This is a genomic window from Rhodoferax sp. BLA1 (assembly GCF_013416775.1).
GTDB lineage: Bacteria > Pseudomonadota > Gammaproteobacteria > Burkholderiales > Burkholderiaceae_C > Rhodoferax.
The window spans coordinates 494,853-510,380 of record NZ_SZVI01000013.1 but is presented as its reverse complement, the minus strand read 5'-3'; the positions used below and the strand labels follow the sequence as shown (position 1 = coordinate 510,380).

At 62.2% G+C, this 15,528-nt stretch carries 15 protein-coding genes, 1 tRNA gene and 1 riboswitch; of the genes, 7 read left to right on the top strand and 9 right to left on the bottom strand.

Annotation, left to right across the window (positions count from 1 at the left end; genetic code table 11):
• The 7 genes from ispH to FDG13_RS17800 all read left to right on the top strand — a co-directional run bounded on the left by ispH (position 1) and on the right by FDG13_RS17800 (position 8,632).
• Positions 1–981, top strand: coding sequence for a 4-hydroxy-3-methylbut-2-enyl diphosphate reductase (ispH, locus tag FDG13_RS17830; protein ID WP_180131465.1), 981 nt, complete (start codon positions 1–3; stop codon positions 979–981).
• Positions 982–1,049: 68 nt separating this feature from the next.
• Positions 1,050–2,369, top strand: a complete 1,320-nt coding sequence (serS, locus tag FDG13_RS17825; RefSeq protein WP_180131453.1) for a serine--tRNA ligase — start codon at positions 1,050–1,052, stop codon at positions 2,367–2,369.
• A 23-nt stretch (positions 2,370–2,392) separates the two neighbouring features.
• A complete protein-coding gene (locus FDG13_RS17820; protein WP_180131451.1) occupies positions 2,393–2,929 on the top strand; it encodes an ATP-binding protein in 537 nt (178 codons plus the stop codon).
• A 72-nt stretch (positions 2,930–3,001) separates the two neighbouring features.
• Positions 3,002–5,053: a phosphate acetyltransferase gene (pta, locus tag FDG13_RS17815; protein WP_180131448.1), complete on the top strand. Its 2,052-nt coding sequence runs from the start codon at positions 3,002–3,004 to the stop codon at positions 5,051–5,053.
• Positions 5,054–5,066: 13 nt separating this feature from the next.
• Positions 5,067–5,178: riboswitch (TPP riboswitch) on the top strand.
• Between the two features lie 68 nt (positions 5,179–5,246).
• A complete protein-coding gene (locus FDG13_RS17810) occupies positions 5,247–6,269 on the top strand; it encodes a thiamine ABC transporter substrate binding subunit (RefSeq protein WP_180131445.1) in 1,023 nt (340 codons plus the stop codon).
• 64 nt (positions 6,270–6,333) lie between these two features.
• Complete coding sequence (locus FDG13_RS17805) at positions 6,334–7,983, top strand: iron ABC transporter permease (protein ID WP_180131442.1); 1,650 nt, start codon at positions 6,334–6,336, stop codon at positions 7,981–7,983.
• Positions 7,976–8,632, top strand: a complete 657-nt coding sequence (locus FDG13_RS17800; RefSeq protein WP_180131439.1) for an ABC transporter ATP-binding protein — start codon at positions 7,976–7,978, stop codon at positions 8,630–8,632. The genes FDG13_RS17805 and FDG13_RS17800 overlap by 8 nt, the downstream gene beginning before the upstream one ends.
• Here FDG13_RS17800 and FDG13_RS17795 read toward each other — a convergent pair.
• The 9 genes from FDG13_RS17795 to FDG13_RS17755 form a co-directional block, all read right to left on the bottom strand.
• Positions 8,627–9,262, bottom strand: a complete 636-nt coding sequence (locus FDG13_RS17795) for a flavin reductase family protein (protein ID WP_180131436.1) — start codon at positions 9,260–9,262, stop codon at positions 8,627–8,629. The genes FDG13_RS17800 and FDG13_RS17795 overlap by 6 nt on opposite strands.
• Positions 9,263–9,351: 89 nt before the next feature.
• Positions 9,352–9,771: a hypothetical protein gene (locus tag FDG13_RS17790; RefSeq protein WP_180131433.1), complete on the bottom strand. Its 420-nt coding sequence runs from the start codon at positions 9,769–9,771 to the stop codon at positions 9,352–9,354.
• A gap of 168 nt (positions 9,772–9,939) precedes the next feature.
• Positions 9,940–10,027 (bottom strand) — tRNA-Ser (locus FDG13_RS17785).
• Positions 10,028–10,051: 24 nt separating this feature from the next.
• Positions 10,052–11,362, bottom strand: coding sequence for a tryptophan--tRNA ligase (locus FDG13_RS17780; protein WP_180131428.1), 1,311 nt, complete (start codon positions 11,360–11,362; stop codon positions 10,052–10,054).
• 40 nt (positions 11,363–11,402) lie between these two features.
• On the bottom strand, positions 11,403–12,071 hold the full coding sequence (locus FDG13_RS17775) for a site-2 protease family protein (RefSeq protein ID WP_180131425.1): 669 nt from the start codon (positions 12,069–12,071) through the stop codon (positions 11,403–11,405).
• A gap of 18 nt (positions 12,072–12,089) precedes the next feature.
• On the bottom strand, positions 12,090–12,713 hold the full coding sequence (locus tag FDG13_RS17770; RefSeq protein ID WP_180131422.1) for an L-threonylcarbamoyladenylate synthase: 624 nt from the start codon (positions 12,711–12,713) through the stop codon (positions 12,090–12,092).
• A gap of 4 nt (positions 12,714–12,717) precedes the next feature.
• Positions 12,718–13,602, bottom strand: coding sequence for a DMT family transporter (locus tag FDG13_RS17765; protein ID WP_180131417.1), 885 nt, complete (start codon positions 13,600–13,602; stop codon positions 12,718–12,720).
• The gene (locus tag FDG13_RS17760) at positions 13,599–14,480 is read right to left on the bottom strand and encodes a 3',5'-nucleoside bisphosphate phosphatase (protein ID WP_180131414.1); all 882 of its coding nucleotides are present in this window, start codon (positions 14,478–14,480) and stop codon (positions 13,599–13,601) included. The genes FDG13_RS17765 and FDG13_RS17760 overlap by 4 nt, the downstream gene beginning before the upstream one ends.
• 53 nt (positions 14,481–14,533) lie before the next feature.
• Positions 14,534–15,469 carry a LysR family transcriptional regulator gene (locus FDG13_RS17755; protein ID WP_180131411.1) on the bottom strand — a complete coding sequence of 312 codons (936 nt, stop codon included), beginning with the start codon at positions 15,467–15,469 and terminating at the stop codon, positions 14,534–14,536.
• Positions 15,470–15,528 lie beyond the last annotated feature (59 nt).

Genomic DNA, 15,528 nt, shown 5'->3' with positions numbered 1-15,528 from the left:
ATGCCGACCGCCGCTGTTCAGAACATCCTGCTGGCCGAGCCGCGTGGTTTTTGTGCCGGGGTGGACCGGGCCATCGAGATTGTTGAAAAAGCCCTGACCAAGTTTGGTGCGCCGATTTACGTGCGCCATGAGATCGTGCACAACACCTATGTGGTGGACGACCTCAAAGCCAAGGGTGCTATCTTTATTGAAGAGCTCGATGACGTCCCACCGGGGGCGACGCTGGTTTTTTCGGCCCACGGTGTGAGCCGCGCGGTGCAGCAGGAGGCCGAGCGCCGGGGTTTTCAGATCTTTGATGCCACCTGCCCGCTGGTGACCAAGGTGCATGTGGAAGTGGCCAAACTGGCCAAAGAGGGGTATGAGTTCATCATGATCGGCCACAAGGGCCACCCCGAGGTGGAAGGCACGATGGGCCAGCTCGATCACGGTATCCACCTGGTCGAAGAGGTCGATGACGTGGCCCGCGTCAACCCGCGCCAGACCGAACGACTCGCCGTGGTGACCCAGACCACGCTCAGCGTGGACGACGCCGCCCACATCGCCCAGGCCATCAAGGCCCGCTTCCCGATGGTGCGCGAACCCAAACACCAGGACATCTGTTATGCCACGCAAAACCGCCAGGACGCGGTCAAACTCATGAGTTCGCAGGTCGACATCGTGATTGTGGTGGGCAGTCCGACCAGCTCCAACAGCAACCGTCTCGCCGAGGTGGCGCGCAAGCTCGGCACACCGGGCTACATGGTTGACCGCGCCGAAGACCTGCAGCCGCAGTGGTTTGCCGGCTGCAGTCGGGTGGGCTTGACCGCCGGTGCGTCTGCGCCCGAGATTCTGGTGCGCCAAGTCATTGACCGCATCAAGGCGCTGGGTGCGGTGTCGGTACAAACCATGCCGGGCCAGCCCGAGACGGTGAAGTTCCCGCTGCCCAAAGGGCTGCGGCTGGACCTGGATGACGAGGCCGCTGCGCCTGTTGCCCGATCTTGATGCTATACGAATCATAGTCTTCACCCCCTATTTCATAAGGGCCAGAGCCCAATTTTTCATATAAAACCATGTTAGACATCAACCTGCTCCGCAAAGACCTGCCCAGCGCCGTGGCACGCCTGGAAACCCGCAAAACCCCGCAGACCTTCCTGAATGTGGAAGCCTTCACCGCACTCGAGACCGAGCGCAAAACCATCCAGATGCGCACCGAGGCGCTGCAGGCCCAGCGCAACGCCGCCAGCAAACAGATCGGTATGCTCAAAGGCAAAGGCTTGCATGACGAGGCCGCTGCTGCCATGGCTCAGGTGGGCGGTATCAAGGACGAGCTCGACGCCTCGGCCACCCGGCTCGACCAGATCCAGGCCGAGTTGCAAACCCTGCTGCTGGCGGTGCCGAACCTGCCGCACGAGAGTGTGCCGGTCGGGGCGGATGAACACGCCAACGTGGTGGTGCGCAGCTGGGGCACACCTCGGACGTTTGACTTCGAGATCAAGGACCACGTTGATGTCGGCACCCCGCTGGGCCTGGACTTCGAGATGGGCGTCAAGCTCACCGGTTCGCGTTTCACCGTGATGAAGGGCCAGGTCTCGCGCCTGCACCGGGTGCTGGCCCAGTTCATGCTGGATGTACAAACCCAGGAACACGGCTACACCGAGTGTTACACGCCCTACATCGTCAACGGCGAAACCCTGCGCGGCACCGGCCAGTTGCCCAAGTTTGAAGGCGACCTGTTCGCTGCCAAAAAAGGTGGACAAGAAGGTGAAGCCCAGCCCGACAACACCGCGCTGTACCTGATCCCCACCGCCGAAGTGCCATTGACCAACTTTGTGCGTGATGTGGTGCTGGCTGAAGCGGAACTGCCGATGCTCCTCACCGGCCACACCCCGTGTTTCCGCTCGGAAGCCGGCAGCGCCGGGCGCGACACGCGTGGCCTGATCCGCCAGCACCAGTTTGACAAGGTCGAGATGGTGCAGATCGTGCACCCCGAAAAGAGCTACGAAGCGCTCGAAGTGATGACCACCCACGCCGAAGCCATCCTGCAAAAACTCGGCCTGCCTTACCGCGTGATGAGCCTGTGCACCGGTGACATGGGTTTTGGTGCCGCCAAGACCTATGACCTGGAGGTCTGGCTGCCCGCACAAAACACCTACCGTGAAATCAGCTCGGTGAGCAACTGCGAAGCCTTCCAGGCCCGTCGCCTGCAGGCCCGCTTCAAAAACGCACAAGGCAAAAACGAACTGGTCCACACCTTGAACGGCTCGGGTCTGGCGGTGGGCCGCACCCTGGTGGCGGTGCTCGAGAACTACCAGAACGCTGACGGCTCGGTCACCGTGCCTGAGGTGCTGCGGCCTTATTTGGGCGGCCTGGACACCCTGCGCCCGGCCTGATTTCTGGTTGCTGGGTGACTGGTGTGGCCGATCAGGCGCCCCGACTGATTTGCCTCATTGGTGCCGAATGCACCGGCAAAAGCACGCTGGCCCAGCAGTTGGCGGCGCAGACCGGTGGCCAGGTGGTGCCTGAACTCTTGCGTGACTGGTGTGTCCGCCATGGACGCACACCCCGGGGCGATGAACAAGCGGCCCTGATGCAGGCGCAGATTGATGCAGAAAATCAGGCTCTAGCCCTTATAGATCAAGGGCAGGGCGCTATGCTTTTCTGTGAATGCGGCCCCTTGCTGACGGCGGTCTACAGCCAGTTCTATTTTGCGGACAACAGCTTGCTGGCCGCCGCCCACTTGCACCACCAGTCTTACGCGATGACACTCTGGCTGCAGCCGGATCTGCCCTGGGTGGCCGATGGTTTGCAGCGGGACGGCTTGGCGGTGCAGGCTGCGGTGCAGCATCTGCTGGGGCAGCAGTTGGCTATGCACACACCGGTGGTACGGGTCAGCGGGGTGGGGGCGGCCCGGTTGCAGGCTGCAATGTTTGCGTTAGCTCATGAAACCTGACAATTTTCTTACGTATACGGGTTAACCCCTAGGATAATAGGGCCTGCATTTCATCATCTGGAGCCAATTTCCATGCGTACGTTTTTTCTGTCGGCCACGGAACCCAATGTGGGCTTGACCTCGGTGTCCCTGGGCCTGTTGCGCGCTTTGCAGCGCCGTGGTTTGAAGGTGGCGTTTTTCAAACCGGTCACCAAACACAGCCCGGAATCGGAACCCTCGGTGTTGTTTGCCCGCAGCATCTGCCAGGCCGTGTCCACGCCTGACCCGCTGCCGTTGCAACTGGTGACCCAGCAGGTGACCAGCGGCAAAACCGCTGAAGTGCTCGAAGACATCGTGAGCCTGGCCATGACCAGCGCCAAAGATGCGGACGTGCTGGTGGTGGAAGGCATCCACACCGACCCGACGCGCGCCTTCATTCCACAGCTCTCCAGTGATATTTCGCGCAGCCTGCAGGCCGATGTGATTCTGGTGGCCAGTGGTGCCGATGCCGAAGGTATTGCCCACACCCAGTACATGATTGCGCGTATCCGCAACTCGGGCCGCCATGTGGAAGGTGTCATCTTCAACCGCGTGGGCATCGACTTTGACGAAGCCGCAGTGGCCAGCCAGCTCAGTGGAGTGCCGATTTTTGGCGTGGTGCGTGAAAACCCCGAGCTCTCCGCACCGCGCACCCTGGATGTGGCGCGTTACCTGGGCGCCGAGGTGATGATCGAGGGTGATATCGCCACCCGTCGTGTGCGTGACACCGTGTTGTGCGCCCGTTCGGTGTCCGAGGTGATTCCGCGCCTGAAACCCGGTGTGCTGGTGATCAGCGCCGGTGACCGTGACGACGTGATGTTGGCTACCGCCTTGGCCGCCAGCAACGGCATCGAACTGGCGGGTCTGGTGTTGACCCACAACAGTTTTATCAGCCCACGCATCCAGCGTTTTGGCGCCATGGCCTTCAACAGCGGTTTGCCGGTGTTGCGCACCGATGGCGACAGCTTCGGCACCGCCGCCCGTGTCAGCCGCCTGCCGCTGGCCGTGCCGCAGGACGACCACACCCGCATGAACCTGGTGATCGACAGTGTGGTGGAGCAGCTCGATGCCACCGCCATCTGCGCCGGTCTGGACAATGCCGCGTCGACCCACATGTCGCCACCAGCGTTCCGCTACCAGCTCATGCAAAAGGCGCGCGCCGCCAACAAACGCATTGTCTTGCCCGAGGGGGATGAACCCCGCACCATCCGCGCCGCCGTGATCTGTACCGAAAAAGGCCTGGCACGTTGTGTTTTGCTGGGCAAACGTCAGGTCATTGAGTCGGTGGCCAGCGCCATTGGTGTGGAGTTGCCTGCCGGCCTGGAGATTCTGGACCCGACCGAGATCGCCGGGCGTTTTGTCGAGCCGATGGTGGCCTTGCGCAAGAGCAAGGGCCTGACCGCCCCGCAAGCGCTGGCCTCTCTGGAAGACACCGTGGTGCTCGGCACCATGATGCTGGCGGTCGACGAGGTCGACGGTCTGGTCAGTGGCGCCGTGCACACCACCGCCAACACCATCCGTCCGGCCTTGCAGCTGATCAAGACGGCACCGGGCTCGAACATCGTGTCCTCGTGTTTCTTCATGCTGATGCCCGACCAGGTATTGGTCTACGCCGATTGCGCGGTCAACCCCGACCCCAAGGCCGAAGAGCTGGCCGAGATCGCCAAACAAAGTGCCGACAGCGCCCGCGCCCTGGGCATCGACCCCAAGGTCGCCATGATCAGCTACAGCACCGGTTCCTCGGGCTCGGGCGACGATGTGGAAAAAGTGCGAGCCGCCACCGAGTTGGCCAAATCGCGCTGGCCTGAGCTGGTGATCGATGGCCCGATGCAGTACGACGCCGCCAGTGTCAAGGAAGTGGCCGCCCAAAAGGCGCCCGGCAGCGCGGTGGCTGGCCAAGCTACGGTGTTTGTGTTCCCGGATCTGAACACCGGCAACACCACCTACAAGGCGGTGCAACGCTCGGCCAATGTGGTGTCGGTGGGCCCGATGCTGCAGGGTCTGCGCAAGCCGGTCAATGACCTGTCGCGTGGTGCGCTGGTGGATGACATCGTCTTCACCATCGCGCTGACCGCCATCCAGGCCGACTCGATGACCAAGGCCTGAGCCTTACAATCCGACCCTTCACCGGGGGTGTCTGGCCTACCGCAGCAATGCAGCAGGCCGGTCTGAGAAAAACCCCATACCTGATCTGGATCATGCCAGCGTAGGGAGCGTGATGGGTTACTGGCGGCCTGCTCTGGCCTGTCCCTGATCACCCGTGCGTTCACCGCGCGGGTGTTTTTTTATAGGGACCACCATGAACCGTCGTTTGTTTGCCCTGGCCGCCATCACGCTGGCTGTCTCCGGCTTGTCCGCCCCAAGCCACGCCGCCGAAGAACTGCGGGTGATGGTGCACAGCTCGTTCTCCCTGCCCAAGCCGCTGCTGGCGCAATTTGAAGCCCAAAACGGCATCAAGCTGGTCCTCATCAAAGGGGGTGACGTCGGCGAAATGCTCAACAAGCTGATCCTGACCCGCGCCCAGCCGGTGGCCGATGTGGTCTACGGCATTGACAACACCTTGCAAGCCAAGGCGCTGGCCGCTGGTGTGCTGGAACCCAGCTTGTCCCAGGCCGCAGGCACGGTGGATGCCCAACTCGGCGATGCCTTGGCCGCCGTGGACCACGGTTTTGTGAACCTCAACTATGACCGCGCGGCGGTCGCCAAAAGTGGCACGCCCTTGCCCAAGACCCTGCAAGACCTGACTTTGCCCGCCTACAAGGGCTGGCTGGTGGTGCCCAACCCGGCCACCTCCAGCCCCGGCTACGCCTTCCTGCTGGCCACGATTGCTGGGCTGGGGGAAGAAAAAGCCTTTGCCTGGTGGGCGCAGATGCGAAGCAACGGGCTCAAGGTGGTCAAAGGCTGGAGCGAAGCCTATTACACCGAGTTCAGCCGCAACAAGGGCAGCCACCCGCTGGTGGTGAGTTATGCCACCAGCCCGGCCGCTGAGGTGTTCTACGCCAAGGACCAGCCCGCCGAGTCACCCACGGCTAGCCTGAACCTGGCGGGTGGGGTGTTCCGCCAGGTCGAAGGGGTGGCGCTGATCAAGGGCACGGCGCAGAAAGCTGCTGCGCTCAAGTGGGTTGACTTTTTGCGCTCGGCCCCGGTGCAAGAGGCTTTGCAGACCAGTATGTGGATGTACCCCGCGGTGGCCAAAACACCGCTGGCGCCGGTGATGCGCCACGGCGCCGCACCAGCCGCGTTTGAGAGCCTGCCGCCTCAGGTGATCGCTGACAAAGGCGCCTCATGGGTGGCGCGCTGGACGCAGGTGGTGCTGAAGTAGGCCTGGGTCGACACCGAATGACGCCATGGCCGCTGTTCTTGCTGTTGCCTGAGGACCGGCTCTGATGCAGGCCCGCTTGTTTGTTCGCCTGACCCGGCAGCGTGCTGTGTGGCTGGCGCTGTTGCCCGCTGCCGCCTTGTTGCTGCTGTTGCTGGCCCCGGTGGCCCGCCTGGCGTGGGAGGGGCTTGCCGGGCCACTGAGCAGCACCGATGGGCTGTCAATGTGGCTACCCTGGCAGGACAATTACCTGCGTTGGCGGGTGATCTGGTCGCTGGCGCAGGCTGTCATCACCTGTGTGCTGGCCTTGGGGCTGGGGCTGCCGCTGGCCTGGGTGCTGGCGCGCTTTGAGTTTGCCGGTCGTGCCTTGGTGTTGCGCCTGCTGATGTTGCCTTTTGTGGTGCCGTCGCTGGTGGCGGCCTTGGGTGTGCTGGCGCTGTGGGGGCCGCGTGGGGTGCTCAGTGGGGCGCTGGGCATCAACCTGCAGGACAGCCCTTGGCTGCTGCTCTACGGCAACCTGTTTTTTAACCTGTGCCTGGTGGTGCGCGCCGGGGTGGATGCGCTGGCGCAGGTCAATGCCCGCCAGGTGGCAGCCGCTCGCTCGCTCGGGGCCTCGCCTTGGCGTGCCTTCTGGCGGGTCGAGTGGCCGGCCATTGCGCCCTGGCTGCTGTCCAGCCTGTGCCTGGTGTTTTTGTACTGTTTTTCCGGTTTTGGCCTGGCTCTGGTGCTGGGTGGCCAGCGGTATGCCACGGTCGAGGTCGAGATCTACACCCTGGTGGCGTATGAGTTACAACTCGGCCAGGCCAGTGTGCTGGCGCTGTGGACGCTGGGGCTGACCGGTACTGTGGCGCTGGCCTACGCCGCGTTGGAGAAACGCTTGGCGGCCCCACTGCGTTCGGCGCCCATACCGCGTGTGCGGCCGCAGGGTGCACCCCAGTGGCTGGCGCTGGTGCTGGCCCTGACCGTGTTGTTTGGGATCTGTGCGTTGCCCATCATTGCTATCTTTATCAAAGCTATCGGCGCTTTATGGACGGGGGCTACAGGCCTATTTGATGTAGAAACTCTGGCCGCTCTTTGGAACACCTTGCGGTTCTCGGCATTGGCGCTGCTGATGGCCACACTCTTGGGTGTGTTACATGCGTTGGTCGCGCAGGCCTCGGTGGCCTGGCGGGCGGCGGCGTTTTTGCCCTTTGTGGTGTCGCCGGTGACGGTGGCGTTTGGCCTGTTGTTGCTGTACCCGTCGTGGACTGCGAGTTTGCCGTTGCTGCTGGCAGCGTATGCGGTGCTGGCGTATCCGTTTGTGGCCAAGGCGCTGTCGGCTGGTCTGGACAGTTTGCCGGTGCATCTGGGCCAGGCCGCGCGCATCTTGGGCGCCAGTCCGTGGCGTTGTTTCTGGCGGGTGACTTTGCCGCTGCTGCGGCCTGCGCTGCGCCGTGGCATGGCATTTGCCGCAGCGACGGCTCTGGGGGAATTTGCGGTCACCTTGTTTTTATCCCGCCCCGAATGGGCAACCCTCACCACCCTGATCTACCAGCGCCTGGGTCGCCCAGGCCAGGCCAACCTGGACGCCGCGATGGTGCTGGCCTGTGTGTTGATGACGCTGGCGTTGTTGGTGTTTTTGCTGATTGAATGGCCGGTGTCTGAGCGCGGCGCCCCCCGTGTGCCGCGCCGTGTCTCAGGCCAGACCACCCACCCACCCATCACCCAACATGCTTGAGCTTTGCCACATCCACCAGCGTTATGCCGATCTGCCACTGCTGAGCGACGTTTGCTTGCAGGTGGCCGCAGGTGAAATTGTGGCGCTGTTGGGGCCATCGGGCAGTGGCAAAAGCACCTTGCTCAACATCGTGGCGGGCTTGCAGGCGCCCGATGCAGGTTCTGTCCGCTGGGACGGCCAGGACATCACCGAGCTGGCGCCCGAGCGGCGCCGTTTTGCGCTGATGTTCCAGGACTTTGCGTTGTTCCCGCACCTCAATGTGCTCGACAACGTGGCCTTTGGTCTGGTGGAGCAAAGCTTGCCCAAAGCCGCAGCGCGGGCGCGGGCCTTGCAGATGCTGGCATTGTTTGGCCTGACCGAGCTGGCACGACGCCGTGTCTGGAACCTGTCGGGTGGTGAGCAGCAGCGGGTGGCGCTGGCGCGGGCGCTGATCACCGAACCACGTGCCTTGTTGCTCGATGAACCGTTTTCAGCGCTGGACGCCGATCTGCGGGTGGCGCTGCGCCAGGAATTTCGCAGCCGGATTCAGGCCACCGGCATGGCCACCCTGTTGGTGACCCATGACGAGGCCGAGGCGCGTGAGATGGCCGACCGTTCGGTACGGCTGGTGCAGGGGCGACTGGTAACTGCGCTGGCGCCCGACCTATAACTCGTCGATGGGGGTGGTTCGTGTCGACTGGCTTGCGTCGCCGACGGCAAACCGGTCGCGCGAAGTGACATAAAAGCTGGCGCCAAAGCGCCCAACCGGGTGGTAGTTTTGCAGATGCACACGCCAGGCAGCGGTGTCAACCAGCCCGTCACGCACACTGAGCCACTTGATCTCACCAATGAACACGATGCGGCTGGGCGTTTCCATCTTGTCGTGCAACACACATTCAAATGCCACCGGCGCCTGCACAATTCTGGGCGGTGCCACACAGTGGGAGGGTGTGGCGGTGAGGCCGACCTGGTCAAGCTCACTGATGTCGGGCGGGAAAGACTCACCGCAGCCGTGCATCTGCTGGACCATGGCCTCATCGGTCATGTGAACCACAAATTCGCCCCGGGCCAGAATGTTGGCGGCGGTGTCTTTCAAATGGGCATCCTGCAGCCGATTGATGCTCAGCATGACAATGGGCGGATCTTCCCCCACCATGTTGAACATTGAAAAAGGGGCCGCATTCACCACGCCGTGGGGCCCCAGGGTGGTCACCAGGGCAATGGGGCGGGGCACGATCAGGCTCGCCATCAGTTTGTAGCGCTGGTAGGCGGTGATTTGGGAAAAGTCGACTTCGGTCATGGCGTTTTGTGTGGCAGAGAGCAAGGTATTGTCCTGGTTCCTGCACATCTACCCATTCTGGCTTCGCGCCAGCAGCGTCGCGTCCGGACTCAGGCCAGGGTGCGGATATGGCTGGCCACCACCAGGAGTTGTTGCGGCCCCATACGCACAATGAATTTGCGGCTGACCGAACTGAGCAGCCGCACCGCGCCTGACATACCCAGGCGCGCGGACTGTTCCGCTACAAAACCCACCTCCGCCTGTTTGAGCGCACGCAAGAAGTAATAGTCCATGCCAGCATCAATCAGATCGTTGACCACATCGGCCAGCGCTTCAGCATGGCCCGGGGCATCCGGCGCGGTTTCAATGGCGGTCAGAACCTTGTGGGTTTGAGTGCGTAGGGCCTTGGAGTGAAAAAAACGCAGCGAGGGTTCACTGTCCTTGGCCGGTGCGTGCCAGGCAGGTGATACCACAGCCGTTTTGGCGGGCGCCGTCTTGGGTGCAGATTTGGTGCGGGTGCTTGTGCTCATGCGATGGACTCCTGGTTGACCAGACGGACAGGTCGTGAAAACACTGCCCAATATCCTCGCCAGCATCAATGCAGCTTCATGACCCTGGCGCTGACTGTAGCCCATCACGCGGTATCCACAGGCCATAAAAAACCCTTGTGAACCGTGATTCACAAGGGTCTCAAGTCATGGCGGAGAGAGTGGGATTCGAACCCACGGTACCTTGCGGTACGCCTGATTTCGAGTCAGGTACATTCGGCCACTCTGCCATCTCTCCGCGAACCGCAGATTGTAGCAGCGGCTATTTGGCTTTTGACTCGGCTTTGGCTTCGCGCAGTGCCAACAAGGCCTCATCGAGTTCCGCTTCTGTGGTGCTTGCCTGCAGTGTCACCAGGCCAGCCAGATCGGCCAGTGCGCTGGCGCCCTGGGTTTGCAGGCTGGCAATGGCTTGACCGGCCACCTTGGGTGATGCAAAAGCGTTGCTTTGCAACAGCAGTTTGCCGTCTGCACTTTGCAACTTGAAGTAGAACTGGCCATCGGCCTCGCGGTATTGTTTGAACACCGGCAATGCCTGTTTGGTGGCTTTGGTGCTGGCGGCATCTTGGGCACGCAGGTCGCGCAAGCCGACCGCATGGCGCAGTTGCGCCATGAACGGGGTGGCGATGGCGCGGGCCTTGTCGGCGCCGATTTTGAAAATGGCTTCGATCTGGCCTGGGTCATTGATCAGCGCCTGGTACTTGGCCCGCAGCGGTACCAGTTCCTGGTCAATGCGCTCAAACACCAGCTGTTTGGCATCACCCCAGGCGATGCCGTCGGCGTAGGCCTGGCGCAGGTTGTCGGTCTCGGATGAGCTGGCAAAGGCCTGGTAAATCTGGAACAGGGCTGAGCCTTCCACTGTTTTGGGTTCGCCAGGGGCCTTGCTGTCGGTGACGATGCTGCTGATGAGTTTTTGCAGCTGTTCGCGTGAGGAAAACAGCGGAATGGTGTTGTCGTAACTCTTGCTCATCTTGCGGCCATCCAGGCCAGGCAGGGTGGCGACGTTCTCTTCAATGGCAGCTTCGGGCGCAGTGAAGTGCGGTCCGTAGCGGTGGTTGAAGCTGTTGGCCATGTCGCGTGCCATCTCGATGTGCTGCACCTGGTCGCGTCCCACCGGCACCTGGTGGGCGTTGAACATCAGGATGTCGGCGCCCATCAGCACCGGGTACATGAACAGGCCCACACTCACGTCGGCATCCGGATCCAGCGCGGCGGCGGTGTTTTTGTCAACAGCCGCCTTGTAGGCGTGGGCGCGGTTGAGCACACCTTTGCCCAGCACACAGCTCAAGAACCAGGTCAGTTCGGGGATCTCAGGCACATCCGACTGGCGGTAAAACACCACTTTGCTCGGGTCCAGTCCGCAGGCCAACCAGCTCGCGGCAATTTCCAGCGTGGAGCGCTGGATACGTGCCGGGTCTTCGACCTTGATCAGCGCGTGGTAGTCGGCCAGGAAATAGAAACTCTGCACGTTGGCGCGCAGGCTGGCGGCAACCGACGGACGGATGGAACCCACGTAATTGCCCAGATGCGGGGTGCCGGACGGGGTGATGCCGGTCAGAAAGCGCTCAATACTCATGAAAAAACGTCAGTCACAACAATAAAAAAGAAAAGGACGATCAGCCCACCAGCATGGCCAGCGGTGTCAGCAGCAGGTTGATCAGTTTAAAAGTGATACCCATCAGCGGGCGCAGCCACAGGCTGCCGACCACACCGGCCAGCACCAGCGCCATGACGATGAAAAAACCCCAGGGCTCTACCCGGGACACCAGCACCGCCTGCCGGTAGGGCAGCAGCCCAACCAGGATACGGCCACCGTCCAGTGGCGGCAGTGGAAACAGGTTGAACGCAAACATCACGATGTTGACCAGGATGCCACCTTGTGCCATCTCGATGAAAAACGGCTCGCTGACACCGGCTGCCTGCAACAGGTAAAACACCGCGCCCCAGGCCAGTGCCTGGACAAAGTTGGCGCCCGGCCCGGCCAGTGCCACCCAGACCATGTCCTGTTTGGGGTGGCGCAGGTTGCCAAAACGCACAGGCACCGGCTTGGCGTAGCCAAACAAAAAAGCCCCGGAGGTGGCGAAATACAGCATCAGCGGCATCAGGATGGTGCCGACCGGGTCGATGTGTTTGAACGGGTTGAGCGTGATGCGCCCGGCCAGGTAGGCGGTGTTGTCACCAAAGTGGCGCGCGGCGTAACCGTGGGCGGCCTCGTGCAGGGTGATCGACAACAGCACCGGGATGGCGTAGATCGCCACGGTTTGAATCAGATTCGCAAAGTCCATGAGGGGTGTTGGGTGGGTCTAGAGCCCCAGCAGCGCCAGCGGGCCCCGGCCTTCGCGGATGACCACCGGCTCGGCGCCGCTCAGGTCCACCACGGTGGTGGGTTCACGCGGGCAGGCGCCCGAGTCGATGATGGCGGCAATGCGGCCGTGGTAACGCTCGCGGATCTCGGTGGCGTCGTTGAGTGGTTCGGTCTCGCCGGGAGCTATCAATGTGGTAGCTAGAAGCGGCGTGTTATGAAGGGCTAGCAGCTCCTGCAGCACCTTGTGGTCGGGCACCCGTAGACCAATCGTCTTGCGCGCCGGGTGGCTCAGGCGCCGGGGCACCTCTTTGGTGGCCTGCAGGATGAAGGTGTAGGCGCCCGGTGTGGCGGCCTTCAACAGGCGGTATTGGGTGTTGTCCACCTGGGCGTAGGTGGACAATTCGGACAGGTCACGACACAGCAGGGTCAGGTGGTGTTTGTCGTCCACCCCCCGGATGCGGCGTAGCTTGTCGGCAGCGGCCTTGTCGTCCAGATGGCAGACCAGGGCGTAGCTGGAGTCGGTTGGCACCGCCAGCACCTCGCCTTTGTCCAGCAGGGTCGTGGCTTGTTTGAGCAAACGGGGTTGCGGGTTGTCGGGATGGAGTTCAAAAAGCTGTGGCATGGCCCTATTGTCGCTGTTGGGCCGACTCGCGGATCGAGACCAGCGCATTGCCGACACCACTGATCGCAATCACCACAATACCGACCCAGGCCAGTCCATCGGGCATGTGGCGGAAAAACACCCAACCCGCCAAGGTGGCAAAAGCGATCTGGGTGTAGAGGTAGGGCGACAGCACCACCGCGCTGGCGCGGTTGAAGGCGCTGATCAGCAGCAGGTGGCCAAACGTGGCGGCCACACTCACCGCCAAAAACCAGGGCCAGTGGTTCAGCAAAGCCTGGGTGTCCCAGGTCCATAACAGCAGCGGGCTGGTCGCCAGGGCGCCCACCAGCCCGGTGTAAAACTGAGTGGTGTAGGGATTTTCGTCGTTGCTGAGCCGGCTGGTCAGCACCTGGAACCAGGCGTAGGTGGTCACCAGTAACAGAGGGAACAGCAAGGCCCAGCCAAACACCTGGCCGCCCGGGCGCACCACCAGCAGCACACCGGCCAGGCCCACGGCCATCAGCAGCCAGCGCAGATGGGCCACATGGTGTTTGAGTGTGATCGCCGCCATCGCGGTTGCCACCATCGGTGACAGCATGACCATGGCGGTGAACTCACCCACCGGCAGATGTTGCAGACCATAAAACGAGCAGAAACTGGTGGTCAGCAGCAGCACACCGCGCAGCGCCTGAAACTTCGGGTTGGGGGTGGCAAACAGACTGGTTTTTTGTGTTGGCAAACGCATCATCAGCGTGACGATGGTTTGAAAGGCATACCTGAACCACAACAGCATCAATACCGGCACCAGCTGGGTGATGTGGCGGGCGGCGGCGTCACCCAGCGAAAAAAGCAGTGTGACGACCACAATCAACAAAATTCCGCCACCCTGACGGCTGCGCCAAAAGCTCATGTAGGCATGAGTCCTTGCGGGGCTTTTTGAATCTGGTGCTGCAACAGCGTCCAGATCGGGGTGAGTTGTTCGGGCAGGGCAGGTAGCTCACCCAGGTCGGTGCGGCTCTCGGCCGGGCTGTGAAAGTCGCTGCCGCGTGAGGCCGCCAACGCGAACTCCAGCGCCACATCGGTGTAGGTCACGCTGTCGGCGGCAGAGTGGCTGCCAGTGACCACCTCGACCCCTTGGCCACCAAAGCCCTTGAACTCGGTGAACAGGGCAAATTCTTCGTTGGCACTGAACTTGTAACGCGCCGGGTGGGCGATCACCGCCAGGCCACCGGCGTCCCGAATCCAGTAGACCGCCTCTTTGAGCGTGGCCCAACGGTGGGCCACATAACCGGGTTTGCCTTCGGTCAGGTATTTGCGAAACACCTCGTAGGTGTCTTTGCAGACACCGGTTTCCACCAGAAAACGGGCAAAGTGGGTGCGTGAAATCAGGTCGTGGTTGCCGGCGAATTTCAAGGCGCCTTCAAAAGTGCCAGTGATGCCAACCCGGGCCAAGTCGTCGGCCATGGCGCGCGCGCGCTGGGCACGCCCACCACGGGTTTGCGCCAGGCCCTCGCGCAAGGCGCTGTTGTTGGCATCAAAACCCAGGCCCACAATGTGCACCGTCTGGTTCAAAAAACTCACCGAGATTTCCACACCGGTCAGGTAGTCCAGCCCCAGCGCAGCTGCGGCGGCCGCTGCCCGGGCCAAGCCGCCGATCTCGTCGTGGTCGGTCAACGCCCACAGTTCAACCCCTTTGTCCTTGGCACGCTGGGCCAGTTCCTCGGGGGTCAGGGTACCGTCGGAGATCACCGAATGGCAATGCAGGTCAGCGTTCAGGGTGGGACTCATCGGCTCATTTTAGGCAGCTATCACCCCGTCGACCGGCCATTCATAAATCAGCCCTACTGTGGTGTTCGTGCAGCGGCTGGGTCACCGACAAAGGTGTTGACCAGAGAAAGAATCCTCTCACGGACCCATCGGTGACCGCTGTGCCCATGGTTGCGCTCGTGCCAGACCATGCCCACGGCGAAGCCTTCTACCGGAAAAGGACAGGCCAGCACTGTGAGCGGCTGGTGTTGCCCGCGCACCAAGCGCGCCGGAACCAGCGCTACCAAATCAGATTGCGCCACGATCTCCGGGACAAACAAAAACGAAGCGGCTGACAGCACCACCTGGCGCCGGTGTCCCAGGGCAGCCAATACCTCGTCGACGGGTGTGCTGAAGTCGCCACCTTGCAGGGACACGATGACGTGGTCCAGCTGAGCAAATTTTTCTACCGTGAGCGCCCCGCTGAGTTCCGGATGACCCTGGCGGCCGATCAGCACATAGTGTTCGTCGAACAAATGGCGTGTGCGAAGGGCTGGTGGTGCGGCGCGGGGTGTCATCAAGGCCAGGTCAACATCACCGCGCACCATCTGGACCTCCAGCTGCGCGACATCCAGATGGCGTAGCGCAACACGCAGCCCCGGCGCCTGTGTTCGCAGCGCCAGAATGAGTGGTTTGACCACCGCGATTTGCAGGTAGTCGGTGCAGGCGACCGTGATGCTCAGGCGGCTCGTGGCAGGATCGAAGTCCTGGTGTGTTGCTACCGTGGCGCGCACCTGGTCAAGCGCCTGGCGCAGTGGCTCCAGCAGGTCCAGGGCCTTGGCCGTGGGGCTCATGCCGCGCTGCGCCGGAACAAGCAAGGGGTCGTCAAACACCTCCCTCAAACGGCTCAGTTGTGCGCTGACGGCGGGTTGGCTCAAGTGCAGGCGGGCTGCTGCCTTGGTGACGTTCTGCTCTGAGAGCAAAGCCTCCAGCGTCACCAACAAGTTGAGGTCAAGACGTGAGCTATCCATTTGTTGGATGGTAGCTGTTAAAAATTTCTATTTCCAAAATACCATCCGGAAGCGCAGAC